Annotated in this window: 20 protein-coding genes; 14 read left to right on the plus strand and 6 right to left on the minus strand. The window is 67.2% G+C overall.

Annotation, left to right across the window (positions count from 1 at the left end; all coding sequences use genetic code 11):
- Positions 1-110 precede the first annotated feature (110 nt).
- Positions 111-827, minus strand: a complete 717-nt coding sequence (locus A5651_RS17190) for an alpha/beta hydrolase (RefSeq protein ID WP_066983340.1) — start codon at positions 825-827, stop codon at positions 111-113.
- A gap of 101 nt (positions 828-928) precedes the next feature.
- On the opposite strand from A5651_RS17190, the gene A5651_RS17195 reads away from it, so the two are divergent.
- Genes A5651_RS17195 through A5651_RS17220 form a run of 6 tightly spaced genes read left to right on the plus strand, consistent with a single transcriptional unit; the run spans position 929 to position 6998 of the window.
- The gene (locus A5651_RS17195) at positions 929-1297 is read left to right on the plus strand and encodes a YraN family protein (protein WP_066983486.1); all 369 of its coding nucleotides are present in this window, start codon (positions 929-931) and stop codon (positions 1295-1297) included.
- Entirely contained in the window at positions 1297-2808 is a 1512-nt protein-coding gene (locus A5651_RS17200; protein WP_066983343.1) for a YifB family Mg chelatase-like AAA ATPase, read from the plus strand. The genes A5651_RS17195 and A5651_RS17200 overlap by 1 nt, the downstream gene beginning before the upstream one ends.
- Positions 2805-3953 (plus strand): DNA-processing protein DprA, encoded by a 1149-nt coding sequence (dprA, locus tag A5651_RS17205; RefSeq protein ID WP_066983347.1) that lies wholly within the window; start codon positions 2805-2807, stop codon positions 3951-3953. Before A5651_RS17200 ends, dprA begins: the two co-directional genes overlap by 4 nt.
- Before the next feature lie 58 nt (positions 3954-4011).
- Positions 4012-4878 (plus strand): siderophore-interacting protein, encoded by an 867-nt coding sequence (locus tag A5651_RS17210; protein WP_066983349.1) that lies wholly within the window; start codon positions 4012-4014, stop codon positions 4876-4878.
- Between the two features lie 24 nt (positions 4879-4902).
- Positions 4903-6063, plus strand: coding sequence for an alpha-hydroxy-acid oxidizing protein (locus tag A5651_RS17215; protein ID WP_066983352.1), 1161 nt, complete (start codon positions 4903-4905; stop codon positions 6061-6063).
- 32 nt (positions 6064-6095) lie between these two features.
- The gene (locus A5651_RS17220) at positions 6096-6998 is read left to right on the plus strand and encodes a tyrosine recombinase XerC (protein WP_066983355.1); all 903 of its coding nucleotides are present in this window, start codon (positions 6096-6098) and stop codon (positions 6996-6998) included.
- A gap of 9 nt (positions 6999-7007) precedes the next feature.
- On the opposite strand, the gene A5651_RS17225 is transcribed toward A5651_RS17220, so the two are convergent.
- Positions 7008-8447, minus strand: a complete 1440-nt coding sequence (locus tag A5651_RS17225) for a YdiU family protein (RefSeq protein ID WP_066983489.1) — start codon at positions 8445-8447, stop codon at positions 7008-7010.
- Between the two features lie 45 nt (positions 8448-8492).
- The gene (locus tag A5651_RS17230) at positions 8493-8984 is read right to left on the minus strand and encodes a M23 family metallopeptidase (protein WP_066983358.1); all 492 of its coding nucleotides are present in this window, start codon (positions 8982-8984) and stop codon (positions 8493-8495) included.
- 293 nt (positions 8985-9277) lie between these two features.
- Between A5651_RS17230 and rpsB the strand changes: the two genes are divergently transcribed.
- The 3 genes from rpsB (at position 9278) to A5651_RS17245 (ending at position 12483) form a co-directional block, all read left to right on the plus strand.
- Positions 9278-10150, plus strand: a complete 873-nt coding sequence (rpsB, locus tag A5651_RS17235) for a 30S ribosomal protein S2 (protein ID WP_066983362.1) — start codon at positions 9278-9280, stop codon at positions 10148-10150.
- Between the two features lie 10 nt (positions 10151-10160).
- Complete coding sequence (gene tsf, locus A5651_RS17240; protein ID WP_066983366.1) at positions 10161-10988, plus strand: translation elongation factor Ts; 828 nt, start codon at positions 10161-10163, stop codon at positions 10986-10988.
- 76 nt (positions 10989-11064) lie between these two features.
- Positions 11065-12483, plus strand: coding sequence for an amidase (locus A5651_RS17245; RefSeq protein ID WP_066983369.1), 1419 nt, complete (start codon positions 11065-11067; stop codon positions 12481-12483).
- A gap of 32 nt (positions 12484-12515) precedes the next feature.
- Here the strand turns inward: A5651_RS17245 and A5651_RS17250 are convergent, their stop codons facing one another.
- The gene (locus A5651_RS17250) at positions 12516-12947 is read right to left on the minus strand and encodes a MarR family winged helix-turn-helix transcriptional regulator (protein ID WP_231988725.1); all 432 of its coding nucleotides are present in this window, start codon (positions 12945-12947) and stop codon (positions 12516-12518) included.
- 45 nt (positions 12948-12992) lie between these two features.
- Between A5651_RS17250 and A5651_RS17255 the strand changes: the two genes are divergently transcribed.
- The 4 genes from A5651_RS17255 (at position 12993) to A5651_RS17270 (ending at position 16071) form a co-directional block, all read left to right on the plus strand.
- Entirely contained in the window at positions 12993-13682 is a 690-nt protein-coding gene (locus A5651_RS17255; RefSeq protein WP_197496654.1) for a class I SAM-dependent methyltransferase, read from the plus strand.
- Positions 13683-13906: 224 nt separating this feature from the next.
- The gene (gene pyrH, locus A5651_RS17260; RefSeq protein ID WP_066983496.1) at positions 13907-14611 is read left to right on the plus strand and encodes a UMP kinase; all 705 of its coding nucleotides are present in this window, start codon (positions 13907-13909) and stop codon (positions 14609-14611) included.
- A gap of 33 nt (positions 14612-14644) precedes the next feature.
- On the plus strand, positions 14645-15202 hold the full coding sequence (gene frr / locus A5651_RS17265) for a ribosome recycling factor (RefSeq protein WP_066983375.1): 558 nt from the start codon (positions 14645-14647) through the stop codon (positions 15200-15202).
- A complete protein-coding gene (locus A5651_RS17270) occupies positions 15202-16071 on the plus strand; it encodes a phosphatidate cytidylyltransferase (RefSeq protein ID WP_066983378.1) in 870 nt (289 codons plus the stop codon). The genes frr and A5651_RS17270 overlap by 1 nt, the downstream gene beginning before the upstream one ends.
- Positions 16072-16082: 11 nt before the next feature.
- Here the strand turns inward: A5651_RS17270 and A5651_RS17275 are convergent, their stop codons facing one another.
- The gene (locus A5651_RS17275; protein WP_066983383.1) at positions 16083-17528 is read right to left on the minus strand and encodes an HNH endonuclease signature motif containing protein; all 1446 of its coding nucleotides are present in this window, start codon (positions 17526-17528) and stop codon (positions 16083-16085) included.
- A 206-nt stretch (positions 17529-17734) separates the two neighbouring features.
- On the opposite strand from A5651_RS17275, the gene A5651_RS17280 reads away from it, so the two are divergent.
- Positions 17735-17944 carry a hypothetical protein gene (locus A5651_RS17280; RefSeq protein WP_066983386.1) on the plus strand — a complete coding sequence of 70 codons (210 nt, stop codon included), beginning with the start codon at positions 17735-17737 and terminating at the stop codon, positions 17942-17944.
- Here the strand turns inward: A5651_RS17280 and A5651_RS17285 are convergent.
- Positions 17941-18540 carry a TetR/AcrR family transcriptional regulator gene (locus A5651_RS17285; RefSeq protein ID WP_066983389.1) on the minus strand — a complete coding sequence of 200 codons (600 nt, stop codon included), beginning with the start codon at positions 18538-18540 and terminating at the stop codon, positions 17941-17943. The genes A5651_RS17280 and A5651_RS17285 overlap by 4 nt on opposite strands.
- Between the last annotated feature and the right edge of the window lie 42 nt (positions 18541-18582).

The following is an 18582-nucleotide window of genomic DNA, read 5'->3' on the forward strand; positions in this document are numbered from 1 at the left end:
GTCGCCCCCTTCAAATTGGGCTGCGCCATGGTGGCTGACTGTACCGCCGTCGCCGTACCCCATTCGCTGAATGACGCGTGCGCACCTGCGGTTTCATCGACCGGGACGCGTTAACGGACGGCGACGCGGTCGAGGAGTTCGGCCACCTTGTGGGGTTCGGTGATCATCAGGTCGTGGCCGGTGTCGATGTCCCATACCCGCCCGTCGGCCTTCTCCCGCAGCCGGTCGACGTTGCGTAGCGACATGAAGGTCGTCGTGCTGATGTGCGATTGCGGAATCGACTGCAGCGCAGCGCTGTTCGTGAGCGTCAGGGGTTGTTCGAAGCATCGCCACGGATGGGGTGTCAGCCGCTCGCGCATCCAGGACAGCGTGTCTGGATCCGTTACCCCGTAGAACGGCAGTGTCTCGTCGCTGGGAAACAGGCACATCTGCACGCCGTCGATGATCCGGCTGTCCAGCTGGGCGGCCGACATGAAGGGGCCCGCGATGTCCACGAGCGATTGGCCGTCTTTGGGCTCCATCGTGTCCAGGTAGACGCGATGGGCGACGCGATCAGGTGCCCGGTCGGCGGCCCCTGTGATCACCACGCCGCCGTAGCTGTGCCCGACCAGGATGGCGTTCCGAAGGTCCTCGTAGTGCAGCACCGCAACGATGTCGTTGATGTGGCAGTCGAGGTCCACGTCGGCGCGGAACAGGTGGGCCCGCTCGCCCAGTCCGGTCAGCGTCGGGGTGTACACGTCGTGCCCGTGCTCCCGCAGAATGCGGGCGAGTGGCTGAAAACACCACCCGCCGTGGGCGCCGCCGTGGACCAGAACGAAAGTTGACATCAGGGCCAAACCCTATCCCTCGACCTGTGGATGAAGTCGGCATTGGGGATAAGTGCCGTCGCAAGCACTGCGATGTCGGCGGCGGGCTGCATCGTGACGGCATGACCACATGGACTCGTGCCGAGATCGGCGCGCTTGGCGAACAGCTCGCGGTCGACCACCTGACATCGCAGGGGTTGGCCGTGTTGGAGCGCAACTGGCGCTGCCGCTATGGCGAGCTGGATGTCATTGTCGCCGACAACACCACGCGCACAGCTGTTTTCGTCGAGGTGAAGACCCGCACCGGCGATCAGTTCGGTGGTGTCGAGCAAGCCGTCACCCCCGTTAAGGTGCGGCGGCTGCGGCGGTTGGCGGGGCTGTGGCTCGCAAGTCAGGACCGCCGCTGGGCCTGCGTGCGCATCGACGTGATCGGCGTGCGGATCGGGCGCCAGCGCACCCCTGAGATCATCCATCTGCAGGCGGTCGGCTGATGGCGCTGGGCAGAGCGTTCTCGGTTGCCGTGCAAGGACTGGAGGGCGAGATCGTCGAGATCGAGGCCCACATCGCCTCGGGGCTGCCTGGTGTACACCTTGTCGGGCTCCCCGACACCGCGCTGCAGGAATCACGTGATCGGGTCCGGGCGGCGATCACCAACTGCGGCAGCGACTGGCCGAAGACGCGGCTGACGCTGGCGCTGTCTCCGGCGACGCTTCCCAAGATGGGCTCGGTGTATGACCTGGCGCTCGCGGTGGCCGTGTTGTCGGCCGACGGGAGGAAGCCGTGGCCCAGATTGGAAAAGACCGTGCTGCTGGGCGAATTGGCGCTTGATGGCCGGGTGCGGCCGGTCAAGGGCGTGCTGCCCGCTGTGCTCACCGCCAAGCGCCAGGGCTGGCCTGCGGCCGTGGTCCCCATCCACAACCTTCGCGAGGCGAGCCTCATCGACGGCATCGAGGTGCTGGGCGCGAGAACCCTGGGCCAGCTGAAGGCTTGGCTCTCGGGCAAGGCGCAGCTCGCCGAGAGGGTCGAGGCGCCGACAGCGGTACGGCAAGACGACACGGACCTCGCCGATGTCGTCGGTCAAACCCACGCCCGCTTCGCCATCGAGGTAGCCGCCGCAGGAGCGCACCACATTACCCTGACCGGTCCGCCGGGAGTCGGCAAAACCATGCTCGCGCAACGGCTTCCGGGGCTGCTGCCGGGCCTGACGCCCGATGAAGCGCTTGAGGTCACCGCGATCCACTCGGTCGCCGGTCTGCTGTCGGGCGATACGCCGCTGATCACCCGCCCGCCGTTCGTCGCGCCGCATCACACGTCGAGCGTGGCCGCGCTGGTCGGCGGCGGCTCCGGGATGGCGCGACCCGGTGCCGTCAGCCGTGCCCATCGCGGCGTTCTCTTCCTCGACGAGTACGCCGAGGTCAGCACGAATGCGTTGGAGGCGTTACGGACACCGTTGGAGGACGGCGAGATTCGGCTCGCCCGACGTGACGGAGTCGCCCGCTATCCGGCCCGCTTTCAATTGGTGCTCGCATCCAATCCGTGTCCGTGTGCATCGCCGGATCCCTGCGACTGCGTCTGTACCTCGGCTGCCAAGCGCCGCTACGTGACCAAGTTGTCGGGGCCCCTGGCCGACCGCGTCGACTTGCAGGTGGTCATGCACCGTGAGAGGGCGGGAGCCTTCACCGCGGAGGCCGGCGAATCGACGGCAACGGTGCGCGAGCGGGTGAGGGCCGCACGTGAAGTGGCCGCAGACCGGTGGCAGCCTTACGGGATTCGGACCAACGCGGAGGTCAGCGGTGTGCTGTTGCGACGCCGCTTCCGGCTCGGAGCACAGGCCATGCAGCCCGTGAAGACGGCGTCGGACCGCGGAGTGCTGAGCATTCGCGGTGTCGACCGCACGCTGCGCGTCGCGTGGACGCTGGCTGACTTGGCCGGGCGCACCGCGCCGGGGGTGGAGGATGTCAAGACCGCACTGAGTTTCCGAGAACTCGGTGGTGGGCAATGAGCGACGACACCCGGCTTGCATGGGCCTACCTGTCGCGGGTAGCCGAGCCGCCATGTCCGGAGCTCGCGGCGTTGGTCGACCAGGTGGGGCCGTGCGAAGCCGCCGACCGCATCAAGTCCGGCCGGATCGACAACCACGAGCTCGCCAGATGTGTCGAGGCTCGCCGCGGGATAGACTGTGCCGCAGCCGATCTCGATCTCCTCAACCGCCGCGGCGGGCGGTTGATCACATCCGACGACGAGGAATGGCCGTGGCTGTCGTTCACCGCGTTCTCCGCCGTCAACCAGGACGACCGGCCACAAGCACATCCGCCGCTGGTGCTGTGGGCTGTCGGACCGGCCCGCATCGACGAGATGGCCGAGCGCGCCGCCGCGATCGTCGGGACCCGAGCGTCGACCGCATACGGCGAGCACGTCGCGGCCGATTTGGCCGCGGGCCTCGTCGAGCGGGACGTAACGGTGGTGTCGGGTGCGGCCTACGGCATCGACGGCGCTGCGCACCGCGCCACTTTGGCCTGCGAGGGCTTCACCGTGGCCGTGCTCGCGGGCGGCATCGACGTCCCGTACCCCTCAGGTCACGCCGGGCTGCTGCAGCGAATCAGCAGAGACGGCCTGGTGGTGACGGAGTATCCGCCGGGGTTGCGCCCTGCCCGCTATCGGTTCCTCACCCGTAACCGGCTGGTGGCCGCGCTTTCGGGCGCGACGGTGGTCGTGGAGGCGGGCGCCCGCAGCGGCGCCGCGAACACCGCCGCCTGGGCGCGGGTGCTGGGGCGTTCGGTATGTGCGGTGCCCGGCCCCGTCACATCAGCGGCGTCGGTGGGATGTCACGCACTGATCCGCGGCGCAGCCCACATCGTCACGCGGGCCGCCGATGTTGTCGAGCTGGTGGGACGAGTCGGTGAGCTTGCGCCCGACGAGCAGCGGCCCGAGACGGCGCTCGATAGCCTCGGAGAGGCCGAGCAGCGGGTCTATGAGGCGTTTCCGGCCCGCGGTCGTCGCACCATCGACCAGATCGCGGTGGCCTCGGGACTGGCACCAACGCACGTGCTGGGACCGCTGTCCATGCTTGAAGTGTGCGGTTTGATCACCCGGCACGAGGGCTACTGGAAGCTCAGCCGAGCCGCAAGGGAGAACACCGCGGAATAGCCGGTGCTCGTAGAGTCGTTGAGAACAGCTAACAATTAGTCAGGATTCTGGAGGAGCCGTGGCAGGACGCCCGATACACACCTTCGAGGTGGTGCGCACCGAGCAGGTGACGCCGCACATCATCCGCGTGGTGCTGGGCGACGCCGGCGAAGGCACGGGCTTCGACACGTTCACCCCGAACGACTACACCGACGCGTATGTGAAAGTCGTGTTCGTCCGCGAGGGCATCGACGTCTCCGCGCTGCCGCAACCGCTCACAGTGGACAGCTTCAACGAGTTGCCCGTCGAGAAGCGCCCGGCCGTGCGCACGTACACCGTCCGCAGCGTTGATACCGACCGTCGCGAACTGGCCATCGACTTCGTCGTGCACGGAGAACACGGGGTGGCGGGTCCGTGGGCGCTGTCGGCCAAGGCGGGACAACCGGCGTATCTGATGGGTCCCAGCGGCGCCTACACGCCGGATCCGACTGCCGACTGGCACTTGATGGCAGGCGATGAAGCCGCCCTGCCGGCGATCAGCGCGGCGTTGGAAGCGTTGCCCGACAACGCAATCGGGCGGGTCTTCATCGAGGTGGCCGGTCCGGAGGACGAGATCCCGCTCAAGGCACCCGAGGGTGTCGAGGTGAGCTGGATCTATCGTGGCGGGCGCGCCGACCTGGTGCCCGAGGAGAAGGCTGGCGACCACGCACCGCTGATCACCGCGGTCAAGGAGGCCAACTGGCTTCCGGGCCAGGTGCAGGTCTTTGTCCATGGCGAGGCGCAGACGGTGATGCACAACCTGCGGCCCTACATCCGCAAGGAGCGCGGCGTCGACGCCAAGTGGGCGGCCTCCATCTCCGGCTATTGGCGCCGCGGCCGCACCGAGGAGACGTTCCGCCAATGGAAACGCGAACTCGCCGAAGCGGAGCAAGGCGCCAACGCTTGATCGTCGGCCTGGCACGCTAGGCCCATGGCATTCGGTGACTACCAACTAGAGATCTATCTGCAGGGCTTGTCCGGCATTGTGCCGAAACTCCCGATGTCCTATGCGGAATGGGAGGCCAAAGCCGAAGCCGCGATGCCGCCGTCGGTGTGGTCCTATGTCGTCGGAGGCGCGGGCGACGAGCACACGCAGCGGATCAATCGCACCGCGTTCGACCGCTGGGGCCTGATGCCGCGGATGTTCGTCGGCGCCAAAGAGCGCGACCTGTCGGTCAACCTCTTCGGCCTCACGCTGCCGTCGCCGATCTTCATGGCACCCATCGGGGTGATCGGCCTGTGCGCGCAGGACGAACACGGTGACCTCGCGACCGCGCGGGCCGCCGCCCGCACCGGGGTGCCGATGGTCATCTCGACGCTCACCGAAGACCCGATGGAGGACATCGCCGCCGAATTCGGCAACACCCCAGGCTTTTTCCAGCTCTACACGCCCGCCGACCGCGACCTGGCCGCCAGCTTCGTGCACCGCGCAGAGGCCGCCGGCTACAAGGGCATCATCGTCACCCTCGATACCTGGGTGCCCGGTTGGCGTCCGCGTGACCTGTCCACATCGAACTTCCCGCAGCTCCGTGGGAAGTGCCTCAGCAACTACACCAGCGACCCGGTCTTCCGCGCCGGGTTGGCCCAGCCTCCCGAGGAGAACCTTCAGGCCGCGGTGCTGAGCTGGGTGCAGACCTTCGGTAATCCGCTGCGCTGGGACGACCTGCCGTGGCTGCGGTCGCTGACCAAGCTGCCATTGATCGTGAAAGGTATCTGCCATCCCGACGACGCCCGGCGTGCTATCGACGGGGGAGTCGACGGCATCTACTGCAGCAACCACGGCGGACGTCAGGCCAACGGCGGCATCCCTGCGATCGACTGCCTGCCCGGTGTCGTCGAGGCCGCCAACGGTGTTCCGGTGCTTTTCGACTCCGGCATCCGCAGCGGCGCCGACATCATCAAGGCGCTGGCGTTGGGCGCCACCGCGGTCGGCATCGGCCGGCCCTACGCCTACGGTCTCGCGCTAGGGGGCACCGACGGCGTCGTCCACGTGCTGCGATCATTGCTGGCCGAGGCCGACCTCATCATGGCCGTGGACGGCTATCCGACGCTGAAAGATCTCACCCCGGACACGCTTCGGCGCGTCACCTGAGCCCACGCACGCCTGTCTGCGACGGTTGGCCGGTGGAGGCGATCCTCGACGAGTTCGACGAGCACCTCGCGCTGGAGCGCGGCCGCTCGGACCATACCCGTCGCGCATACCGGGGCGATCTGCGGTCGCTGTTCGGGTTCCTCGCCCAGCGCGTGCCCGACGCGCAGTTGAGCCACCTGACCCTGCCCCTGCTGCGGGCATGGCTGTCGACGCAGGCGGCCGCGGGCGTGGCCCGCACCACGCTGGCGCGGCGCACCTCGGCGGTCAAGACGTTCACCGCGTGGGCGACGCGGCGGGGGCTGATGTCGAGCGATCCCGCGGTACGCCTGCAGATGCCCAAGGCGCGGCGGACGCTGCCCGCGGTGCTGCGTCAAGACCAGGCGCTCGACGCCATGTCCGCCGCCAATTCCGGTGCGCAGCAAGGTGATCCGATGGCTCTCCGAGACCGCCTCATCGTCGAGCTGCTCTACGCCACCGGCATCCGGGTGAGTGAACTGTGCGGGCTCGACATCGACGACGTCGACATGTCGCGGCGGCTGCTGCGGGTGCTCGGCAAGGGCAACAAGCAGCGCACCGTGCCGTTCGGCGAGCCGGCCCAAGCCGCCTTGACGGCCTGGGTGAGCGACGGACGGCCCGCGTTGGCCACCGGTGAGTCGGGACCGGCGCTGTTGCTCGGCGCCCGAGGTCGTCGGCTCGACCAACGACAGGCCCGAACCGTGGTGCACCAGACCGTCGCCGCGGTCGACGGCGCGCCGGACATCGGACCGCATGGGCTGCGGCACAGCGCGGCCACCCATCTGCTCGAGGGCGGCGCGGATCTGCGCATCGTGCAGGAACTGCTGGGGCACTCCACGCTGGCGACCACCCAGCTCTACACCCACGTGACGGTCGCGAGGCTGCGCGCCGTGCACGACCAGGCCCACCCACGCGCCTGAACTAGCGGACTAAGTGCCGCAGAAGGTTCGGTAGCAGCTGCCGAACTCGTCGGGAGCGGGTTCGGCGTAGCGCTCGAAGCCCGGACGTGCGGTATAGGGCGACGTGACAACCGACAACAACCGTTCCAGCGGATCCAGATCGCCCGATATCGCGGCCGCGAGAGCCTCCTCGACCAGGTGGTTGCGCGGCACGTAGACGGGATTGACGCGATCCATCGCATCGGCATCTGGGTCGAGCGCCCGCCAGCGCGCCACCCACTGGTCGGGCCCCAAACTGTCATCGCCGCGAGCGAGCCGGCTCAACCGACGGAAAGACGAAGTGAAATCGAGCTTTTCGTGTTCGAGGTGCTCGAGCCACCCGTCGGCGAGATCCTCCACCACCGAGTCGTCGACGGCGTCGGCGAGGCCGAGCTTCGCGCGCATGCCGGCCGTCCACGCGGATGCATAGCGCCTCGGGAATTCCTGCAGTGAGGCGGTGGCCAGCGCGACCCCTTGGTCCTGATCGTCGGCGATCAGCGGCAGCAACGCCTCGGCGAACCGCGCCAGGTTCCAGCCGGCCGCGGTGGCCTGGTTGCCGTAGGCGTAGCGGCCCCACGAGTCGATCGAGCTGAATACCGTCTTGGGATCGAAGGTGTCCATGAACGCACACGGGCCGTAGTCGATCGTCTCGCCGGATATTGTCATGTTGTCGGTGTTCATCACGCCGTGGATGAACCCGACCAGCATCCACTGCGCGATCAGCTGCGCCTGAGCCGAAACGACCGCGTCGAGCAGCGTCAAGTAGGGGTTGTCGGCGTCCGCGGCGGCGGGGTAGTGGCGGGCGATCGCGTGGTCGGCGAGGCGGCGCAGCACTTCCAATTCGCCTGCCGCCGAGACATATTCGAAGCTGCCGACCCGCAGGTGACTAGCAGCGACCCTGGCCAGGACGGCGCCGTCGAGCATCGTCTCGCGTTGGACAGGACGGCCGGTGGCGACCACCGACAGCGAACGCGTGGTCGGGATGCCGAGCGCGTGCATCGCCTCGCTGACGATGTACTCGCGAAGCATCGGGCCGACGGCCGCCAGGCCGTCGCCGCCGCGGGCGAACGGGGTGCGGCCAGCGCCCTTGAGGTGCAGATCGCGCAGTCGGCCGCTGGTGTCGATGAGTTCACCCAGCAGCAGCGCGCGCCCATCGCCTAGCCGTGGCACCCAGCCACCGAACTGGTGGCCCGCATAGCCCTGCGCGACGGGTTCGGCACCGTCGGGCAGGCTCGTCCCGATCAGCAGGCCCAACCCGTCGGGGGTGCGCAGCCAATTCGCGTCAAGTCCGAGCTGCGCGGCCAGCGGTTCGTTGAGGACCAGCAGCCGTGGCTGCGCAACGGCTTCGGCCTGCCAGCGCACCGCGAGTTCGGGCAACTCGCTGGCGAACCGATGGCCCAGCACGACGGTGGTATCTGGGGCGATGCTCATCATCCCCCAGCGTACGGACCCGCATCGTGCGCCAGCGGAAGGAAATCAGCCGTGCAGGGGCTTGAGGCGGATCGGGGTCGTGTCCAGCAGCCCCAGCGGGTCGACGTAGTCGGCGTCGGCGGCCGGGCCCCACATAGCACCCCAGTGCAGGCACGCCGACGCGGCGCAGCCCTGGTGTCCGGCAATCAATTCGCCCAGCGGCGAGCCGGCGGCCACCAACTGCCCCGCCCGGACCGACGGGATGACGGGCTCGTAGCTGGTCCGCAGACCGCCGGGATGCGCCATCGACACCACCGGCCGACCGGCCAGGTTTCCCGCGAAGACGACCGTGCCCGGCCCGGCGGAGTAGACCGCCTGACCTGGCACGCCGACCAGGTCGACGCCGCGATGGCCGCGCTGCCAGTTCGGCGTCGGCGCGTCGAATGCCCGCACCACCGCAGGCCGAGGCCGTAGCGGCCAGCCCAGGCGGCCGGCGTCGGCCCACGCGGGCGCGCCGCATACCAATGCGAGGACCACCACGACCGCCGCTACCCGCATACGCCCAGCTCAGCGAATCCACGCCGGTTTTCCAAGCCCCCGACCGGTCAGCTGGGGATCGACACATCGGTGTGGACAAAGCACCTGCTGGAACGGTGTAAACTCAGACCCGCAATTCGCGCGAGCGAATTGACTTCGCGCGCCTGCGCCGCAACCCCGTACCACTAGGGTCGCATCCGCATGCCGGGCGGTCCCGAATCGGAAACCTCCGACCGGGTCCGGCATGCAGCAGACGCCAGGGCCTGGCATCACCCGACGCCGGGCGACAACCGTCAACATTAAGAGGCATAACCATGGCCGTAGTGACCATGAAACAGCTGCTGGACAGCGGCACCCACTTCGGGCACCAGACCCGACGCTGGAATCCCAAGATGAAGCGGTTCATCTTCACCGACCGCAACGGCATCTACATCATCGATCTGCAGCAGACGCTGACCTACATCGACAAGGCATACGAGTTCGTCAAGGAAACCGTCGCCCACGGCGGGTCCATCATGTTCGTCGGCACCAAGAAGCAGGCGCAGGAGTCCATTGCCGAGGAGGCCACCCGCGTCGGCATGCCGTACGTGAACCAGCGCTGGCTGGGCGGCATGCTCACCAACTTCTCCACCGTGCACAAGCGTCTGCAGCGCCTCAAGGAGCTCGAGGCGATGGAACAGACCGGTGGCTTCGAGGGTCGCACCAAGAAGGAAATCCTGATGCTGACCCGCGAGAAGAACAAATTGGAGCGGTCGCTCGGCGGTATCCGCGACATGCAGAAGGTGCCCAGCGCCGTCTGGGTCGTCGACACCAACAAGGAGCACATCGCCGTCGGTGAGGCCCGCAAGCTAGGCATCCCGGTCATCGCGATCCTCGACACCAACTGCGACCCCGACCTCGTCGACTACCCGATCCCGGGCAACGATGACGCGATCCGGTCGGCCGCGCTGCTGACCAAGGTGATCGCCGCCGCAGTGGCCGAAGGACTGCAGGCCCGCGCCGGTGTCGGCAACGGCGACAAGCCCGAGGCCGAAGGCGCCGAGCCGCTTGCCGAATGGGAGCAGGAGCTGCTGGCCTCGGCGACGGCACCGGCGGCCACGACCGCAAGCCCGACCGCCGCTGGCGCCGAGCCGGGCACTCCCGAGGCCGACGTTCAGACCGAACCGAAGCCCCCGACGAACCCCTAGGAAGACAAGAATGGCGAACTACACCGCTGCCGACGTCAAGCGACTCCGTGAGTTGACCGGCGCCGGCATGCTCGACAGCAAGAACGCGCTGGTCGAGGCCGACGGCGACTTCGACAAGGCCGTCGAGCTGCTGCGCATCAAGGGTGCCAAGGACGTCGGCAAGCGCGCCGAGCGCGCGACCGCCGAGGGTCTGGTCGCCGCCAAAGATGGCGCGCTGATCGAACTGAACTCCGAGACCGACTTCGTCGCCAAGAATGCGGAGTTTCAGGCGGTCGCCGATCAGATCGTCACGGCGGCCGCGGCGGCCAAGGCCACCGACGTCGACGCGCTCAAGGCAGCCAAGGTCGGTGACAAGACCGTCGAGCAGACCATCGCCGACCTGTCGGCGAAGATCGGCGAGAAGCTCGAGCTGCGTCGCGCCGCGTACTTCGACGGCACAGTCGAGACGTATCTGCACAAGCGGGCCGCCGACCTTCCACCGGCGGTCGGTGTGCTCGTTGAGTACGAGTCGGGTTCCGACTCGAAAGGTGTAGATGCCGCCCACGCCGTCGCCCTGCAGATCGCCGCGCTGAAGGCCAAGTATCTGACCCGCGACGAGGTGCCCGAGGACGTCGTCGCCAACGAGCGGCGCATCGCCGAGGAAACCGCCAAGTCGGAGGGCAAGCCCGAGCAGGCCCTGTCCAAGATCGTCGAAGGCCGCGTCAACGGGTTCTACAAGGACGTCGTGCTGCTTGATCAGCCGTCGGTGTCCGACAACAAGAAGACGGTCAAGGCGCTGCTCGACGAGGCAGGCGTGACCGTCACCCGGTTCGTGCGCTTCGAGGTCGGCCAGGCTTAACCGCCTGGCCTCTGCCGCCCCTCACGGGGGCTGAATTGTGTGAAGGCATAGCGGTACGAGTTGGTACCGTCAGAGTGTGACTCGCGTCAGTGCCTTCGATTTCGGTGACGATGCCCTCGGCGATCTCGATGCGGTTGGCCTCGTAGAACTACTGCGCGCGGGCACGGTCACCCCGTCCGAGCTCGTCGAAGGCGCGATCGCCCGCGCCGAGGCCGTCAACCCGACCCTCAACGGGCTGGCTTACGAGGCCTTCGAGCGGGCCCGCGCCCGCGCGACACAACCCCGCCCGTATGGCGGCTACTTTGACGGCGTCCCGACCTTCGTGAAGGACAACGTGGACGTCGCGGGCATGCCGACGATGCATGGCACCGACGCGTGGCAGCCGCGTGCGGCGAAGGCCGATGGTGCGTTCGCGCGGGTCTTTCTTTCAACCGGCCTGATAGCCCTGGGTAAGACGCAGATGTCGGAGTTCGGCTTCAGCGGCTCGGCCGAGCACCCGAGGCTGAATCCCGTTCGCAACCCCTGGAATCCGGAATTTACCGCGGGCGCTTCGTCGTCGGGGTCCGGCGCCTTCGTCGCGGCCGGAGTGGTTCCGATTGCGCACGCCAACGACGGCGGCGGATCGATCCGAATTCCGGCCGCCTGCAATGGGCTGGTGGGTCTCAAGCCGACGCGCGGCAGGCTGCCGCTGGATGTGCAGGCTGCGCAGATGCCCCTGCAGCTTGTCGCCAACGGGGTGCTCACGCGGACGGTACGTGACACCGCGGCGTTCCTGCGCGAAGCCGAGCGAGCGTACCGGAACCCGAAGCTGCCGCCCATCGGCGACGTGGCCCGCCCGTCCAAGCAGCGCCTCCGTATCGCCGTATGCACGAAATCGATTGTGCGAGAAGCGAGTCCAGAGATTCGTGAGTTGACGCTCAAGTCTGCGGCCCTGCTGGAGAGTCTTGGGCACAAGGTCACCGAGATCGACAACCCGGTGCGGCCGCGGTTCAAAGACGACTTTGTGCTGTATTGGCAGTTTCTGGCGTTTGCGATCGTGCTTCGTGGGCGGCGGACGTACGGTCCCAGTTTCGACCGCACCAAGCTCGACAACCTGACGCTGGGTCTGTACGGGGCAGCCGCGAGGAACCTGCACAAGGTTCCGCTGGCAATCGCGAGGTTGGCGGCGTCCCGGCGCATAACCGAACGGTTGTCGGAAACCTACGACGCCGTGCTGATGCCGACGCTGGCACATGAGACACCCCGGATCGGGCACCTCGATCCGACAGCGCCCTACGACCAGGTGATGGATCGGCTCATGGATTGGGTGGCCTTCACCCCGCTGCAGAATGCGACCGGCGACCCGGCCATCTCGCTGCCGTTGGCGCATTCCGCAGCCGGCATGCCCGTCGGCATGATGCTCTCCGCCGTCCGCGGACGCGAAACGCGGCTGCTGCAGTTGGCTTACGAACTCGAAGAGGCGCAGCCCTGGCCGCGCCTCCACGCGTCGGCCTGACTGATAAGGAACGTTCGCAGGAGGAGAGATGGTCAGGGGCGCTCGTTGCCCAGCGAGGCCAGGGTCGACTTGAAGTCGGCGCGCTGACGGCTGGAGAGCTTGTCCATCAGCCGGTTTTCGGCGGCCTTCACACCCGCGTCGGTCTTGGCGAGCAACGCCTTCCCTTCGCGCGTCAGCGCGGCCGGCAACGAGCGCCCGGACGACACCGTCGCCGGTCGGGTGACGAGGCCTCGCTCCTCGAGGGCGCGCAGCACCGTGTTCATTGCCTGCGGCGAGACGTTGGTGTCGCGCGCCAGTTCGGCGTTCGACCGGTCAGGAAATCGTGACAGTATCCGCATGCAGATGTATTGCGGGAACGCCAGACCGAGCGGTTCCAGCACGGTGGAGGTCACCTCGGAGCGCAGCGCGTTGTGCGCACGGTAGAGCAGATAGCCCAACGGCTCATCTTCGAGGTTTTCGCTCATATCAGGCATATTGACATATATCAACTAGGTTGATAGACACTGGGTATGACCACGCAACCGGAACAAGCAATGTTCGAAGCGGCCTATCGCGGCGAGGCCGAAGAATTTCAGGGCTTCCGCCCGCCATGGAGCATCGGCGAACCCCAGCCGGAGATCCAGGCGCTGATCGATGCGGGGAAGGTCCATGGCGATGTGCTGGACGCGGGTTGTGGCGAGGCCGCGACGGCGCTGCATCTCGCGGAGAAGGGCTTCACCACCGTCGGCCTCGACGCGTCGGAGACCGCCATCAAGCTGGCCCGCGAGGAGGCCGCCAAGCGCGGGCTGACCAACGCGAGTTTCGAGGTCGCCGACATCAGCGATTTCACCGGCTACGACGGCCGGTTCGGCACAATCATCGATTCGACGCTGTTCCACAGCATGCCGGTCGAGCTGCGCGAGGGTTACCAGCAGTCCATCGTGCGGGCCGCCGCACCGGGAGCTTCCTATTTCGTGCTCGTATTCGACGCTGCGGGCATGCCAGCGGACTCGCCCATCAACGCCGTCACCGAGGACGAGCTGCGCGCCGTCGTTTCGAAATACTGGGAAATCGACGAGATCAGGCCGGCCCGCATCCACGCGCATGTGCCGGAGCAGTTCGCCGCACACGTCGAAGTATTCGGCGGCACGAACATCCGCGACGAGCCGAACGGGCGCAAATCGATGGGAGCCTGGCTTCTTTTGGCCCATCTCGGCTAACGCGCCGTCGCACCACCCCATACTGGCTGCCAGGCCGGTATGAGGCAGGATTAGGGATAGCCGTCCTGGGCCAGCACCGGGATGGCGATCTCATGCGAGGACCCCGGAGGAGTCGGATGGCGGAATCGACCACCAACGGAGCCGACGCTTCCGATTCCCCTGTCGCCGGTAAAGCAACCGCCGACCTCGATGTCGCCGGCCAGGCGGCTCCGGAAACCCGGCCCATGTATTCACGCGTCCTGCTAAAGCTCGGCGGCGAGATGTTCGGCGGCGGTCAGGTCGGTCTCGATCCCGACGTCGTGTCGCAGGTCGCCCGCCAGATCGCCGAGGTGGTCCGCAGTGGCGTGCAGGTCGCGGTCGTCATCGGCGGCGGCAACTTCTTCCGTGGCGCGCAACTGCAGCAGCGCGGTATGGAACGCACCCGCTCGGACTACATGGGGATGCTTGGCACCGTCATGAACAGCCTTGCGCTGCAAGACTTTCTGGAACGCGAAGGCATTGCCACCCGGGTGCAGACGGCCATCACGATGGGCCAGGTCGCCGAGCCCTATATCCCGCTGCGGGCCGTGCGCCACCTGGAGAAGGGCCGCGTGGTGATCTTCGGTGCCGGCATGGGTTTGCCGTACTTCTCGACCGACACCACCGCCGCGCAACGCGCGCTGGAGATCGGCGCCGAGGTGGTGCTGATGGCCAAGGCCGTCGACGGCGTGTTCACCGCGGACCCGCGGTCCAACCCCAACGCCGAGCTGCTCACCGCGATCACCCACCGCGAGGTGATCGACAAAGGATTGGCCGTTGCCGACGCCACCGCGTTCAGCTTGTGCATGGACAACGGCATGCCGATTCTGGTCTTCAACCTTCTTGTCGACGGCAATATCGCGCGGGCGGTCGCAGGTGAGAAGATCGGAACACTGGTCACCACCAGCTGACCGCGCGATTAGCCACGAGCATATGGAGAAGCAGTGATCGAGGAAACCCTCTTCGATGCCGAAGAGAAGATGGAGAAGGCGGTGTCCGTCGCGCGTGACGACCTGTCCTCCATCCGCACCGGCCGCGCCAACCCCGGCATGTTCTCGCGCATCGCGATCGACTACTACGGGTCGTCGACTCCCATCACGCAGCTGTCGAGCATCAACGTGCCCGAGGCGCGGCTGGTCGTCATCAAGCCCTACGAGCAGTCGCAGCTCAAGCCCATCGAGGACGCCATCCGCAATTCCGACCTCGGTGTCAACCCCTCCAACGACGGCAACGTCATCCGCGTCGCCATCCCGCAGCTGACCGAGGAACGCCGCCGCGAACTCGTCAAGCAGGCCAAGGCCAAGGGTGAGGACGCCCGGGTGTCGGTGCGCAACATCCGCCGCAAGGCGATGGAAGAGCTGCACCGCATCAAGAAGGACGGCGAGGCAGGCGAGGACGAGGTCAAACACGCCGAGAAGGAACTCGACAAGACCACCCACACCTACACCAGCCAGATCGACGACCTGGTCAAACACAAAGAGGGCGAGCTGCTGGAGGTCTAGTGGCCGATCAGCACGCAGATCCGGTGGCCGATACGTCGGAGCCGCCCAAGAAGGCATCCCGGGCCGGGCGCAACCTTCCGGCGGCCATCGGCGTCGGCGTGGTACTCGGCGCGCTCGCGATCGGGATCCTCCTGTTCTGGCCCATCGGCTGGCTGGCCGTGCTGGCCGTCTTCATCGCGATCGCCATCCACGAGGTCATCCGTCGGCTCCGCGAAGCCGGATACGCCCTGCCCGTCATCCCGCTGATGCTGGGTGGCCAGGCGATGATCTGGCTGACGTACTACGGCCCCGCCGGAATGCTGGGCGCCTACGGCGGAACCATCGTCGTCTGCATGGTGTGGCGGTTGGTCGGGCGGGGTCCGCGCGAGCAGCCGGAGAACTTCCTGCGCGACATCTCGGCCACGGTGTTGTTGGCGACGTGGGTGCCGTTGTTCGCAAGTTTCAGCGCGCTGCTGATCTTCCAGGACCACGGTGGCGCCCGGACGTTCACCGTGATCGCGACGGTCGTCTTCGCCGACATCGGCGGCTACGTCGCCGGGGTGCTGTTCGGCAAGCACCTGATGGCGCCTGCCATCAGCCCGAAGAAGTCGTGGGAGGGCCTGGGCGGCTCGCTGCTGTTCGGGACCACCGCCGCGGTGCTGTCGGTGACGTTCCTGATGGATCGCCCGCCGTGGGTCGGCGTGCCGTTGGGGCTGATGCTCGTGATCACCGGCGTGCTCGGCGATCTGGTCGAGTCGCAGGTGAAGCGTGATCTCGGCATCAAGGACATGGGCACGCTGCTGCCCGGACACGGCGGCATCATGGACCGCATCGATGCGATGCTGCCGTCGGCCGTGGCCGGCTGGATTGTCCTGACGGTGCTTGCCTGAGCACGGGGGAGTCAGGCGGCTCGGTGGTCGGGTGGTTCGGTTCCGCCGGGTATTTCTGAGGGCTCCGACGCCGACTCGTGCTCGTCGTCGAGCGGTCGCAGGAGTGCTTCGGGGCGGTGGTAGAAGTTGATCCGGGATTGGCCGTGATCTAACTGTGCGGGTGGGTGCCACTCGCATTCGCCGCGGGCGTTGATGGTCGTGGCCCAGCCGCCGTCCTCGACGCTGCGGTTGTCGGTGCCGCAAGCCAAGGTCATGTCGTCGACGTTGGTGTTACCGCCGAGGATCCAGTCGGTCTCGGCGTGGTGGACTTGGGCGCCGTAGGCGCCCACGGTGCAGCACGGTTTCGAACAGCCACCGTCACGCGCGATCAACATGATCCGCTGCGCCGGTGACGCCACCCGCTTGGCGCGAAACAAGTCAAGTGCGGCTCCCGTGGCCCCGTCGAAGATCGCGAGGTAGTGGTTGGCGTGCGCCCCCATCCGGATCACGTCGGCGACCGGGATCTTGGCGCCGCCGCCCGTCACGCCGATCCCCGCGCGGCTCTCCAAGTCCCGCAGGGTGGTGCGGACGATCACCGACACCGGCAGCCCGTTGAGCTGCCCGAGCTCACCGCTCATCAGCGCGATCCGGCCCACGACGAGCAAGGCGTCGTGCTGGCGTTGTTCCAGGGTGCGGTGATCGTTGTCAATCTGGGCTTGCGTAGGCGTGCCCGAGGTGCAGGGCTCGTCGTCGGCAGGATTGCACATGCCTGGGGCGGCGTATTTGGCGAAGATGACCTCCCACACCGCCCACGCTTCGGGGGTGAGGTCGGCGACCACCGGGCTCATCGCATCGCGGCCTTGCCGACCGGCGGCGAGGCGGCGTTTGCGTTCACGTTCTGCGTCGTCGGGTTCCGGGCCGTCCTGGTCGAGCAGGAACAGCCGCAGCGCCGCGGTGTCGCGTAACTCTTTGGGGCCCACCCCAGCGGCGACGCGGACGAGGTCGACTTCGAACTGCTCGGCTGTGGTGGTGTCGACCCACGACGGCAACTGTTTGATCGCGCCCCTGATGGTGGCGACGTGCTCCCCGGTGATCAGTCCGGCAGCTTGCGCCGCGGCCACGGCGGGCAGCAGCGGCGGCAACGGCTCCCCTGGGAGACTGGTGCGAGGGCCCAGGTCTGCGGCGTCGTGCAGGCGACGGGAGGCTTCTGCGGTGGAAAGCCGCCACCGAATACGCAGCACCTCGTTCCACGACTTGGCGCCCATCTCCTTCGGCGTGGTCTGCGACTGCAGCCGCGCCAACAGCCGATGCGACTGCGTCGGCAACTGACACATCAACGTCTCGAACTCATCCATCACCGACACCAACTCGGCGCGCGTCAACGCATCCAATTCAGTGGCGGCGAACGCGTCATAAGCGGCCCGTAGGGCGGCCATCGCTTCCTGCACCACCTCGACCGACATACCTCGAACATACATTCGACCACCGACAAACTGCCCGACTTGAGACGCGGTGCGTGCCGGTAGGTTCTAGGCCCATGAAGCCGTCCTGCGCTGCTGCGTGGCGAGACGGTGCAGTGGGAGGGCGCGCCGATACGCATGCTGCACACCGACGGGTTCGTCGCCGACCGGCCCGTGGAGGTTGAGGTGCCGAGCGGCACCTCCTCACCCACGAAGGTCACCTGGTGCGGCTGACGCACGTGGACGAAGAGGCCGTCGCGGTGGCCGCCGATCTGCTTCCGCAGTTCACGTTCAGCGGGACGGCCGAGCAACTGCGGGCCCGCGTCGCCGAATACGCAGCAGGCGGAGTCACCGAGCTGGTGTATCAACCGGCGGGCCCGCACATCGCGGGGGAGTTGGCGCGCACGATGGCCGCGGTCGGCGAAGCGGACTAAACGAGGGGTTCGGTCAGGTAGCGCTGCATCGTCGGCCCTGTCATCGAAACCAACTTTTCGACGCTCGCCGAGGCCATTGGTTCGATCTTGAGCTGGTAACGGGCGAACGCAAGGCCCATCAAATGGCTGGCCACCAGCTCGACGCGCAGTTCGGCGTCGGCCACGCCGAATTCGCCGGCGACGCGCTGAGCCATCGGGCCGGCAAGCGCCTCGTGCAGCACTTTCCTGGCTTGGGGTTGTATCGCCGCCGACCGCCACAGCGTCATCAGCGGTTCGAAGTGGCTCCCGTGGTCCCAGCGTTCGAGGATCCGTCGTACCAGTCGTGCGCCGATGTCCTCGCGACCCTCGTCCAACAGTGCAGCCAGGTGGTGAAGCGGGTGGTCGGGACCGGTCAGCACCGACGCCGAGAACAGGCCCTCCTTATTGCCGAAGAAGTAGTAGACCATCGCGACGTCAACACCGGCATCGGACGCAATTCCTCGGACGGTGGCCCGCTCGTAGCCGTGGCGTTGGAAGTGCTGTCGAGCCGCATCGATGATGCGCTGTTTGCTCTGCTGGCCGCTACGCCAGCGGCCGACGCGCGGCGTTCCAGGCATGGCCGAAGAATACTTCAACACGTGTTGTTGTTTACGCACCAC

Source organism: Mycobacterium sp. 1274761.0 (genome assembly GCF_001668615.1).
GTDB lineage: Bacteria > Actinomycetota > Actinomycetes > Mycobacteriales > Mycobacteriaceae > Mycobacterium.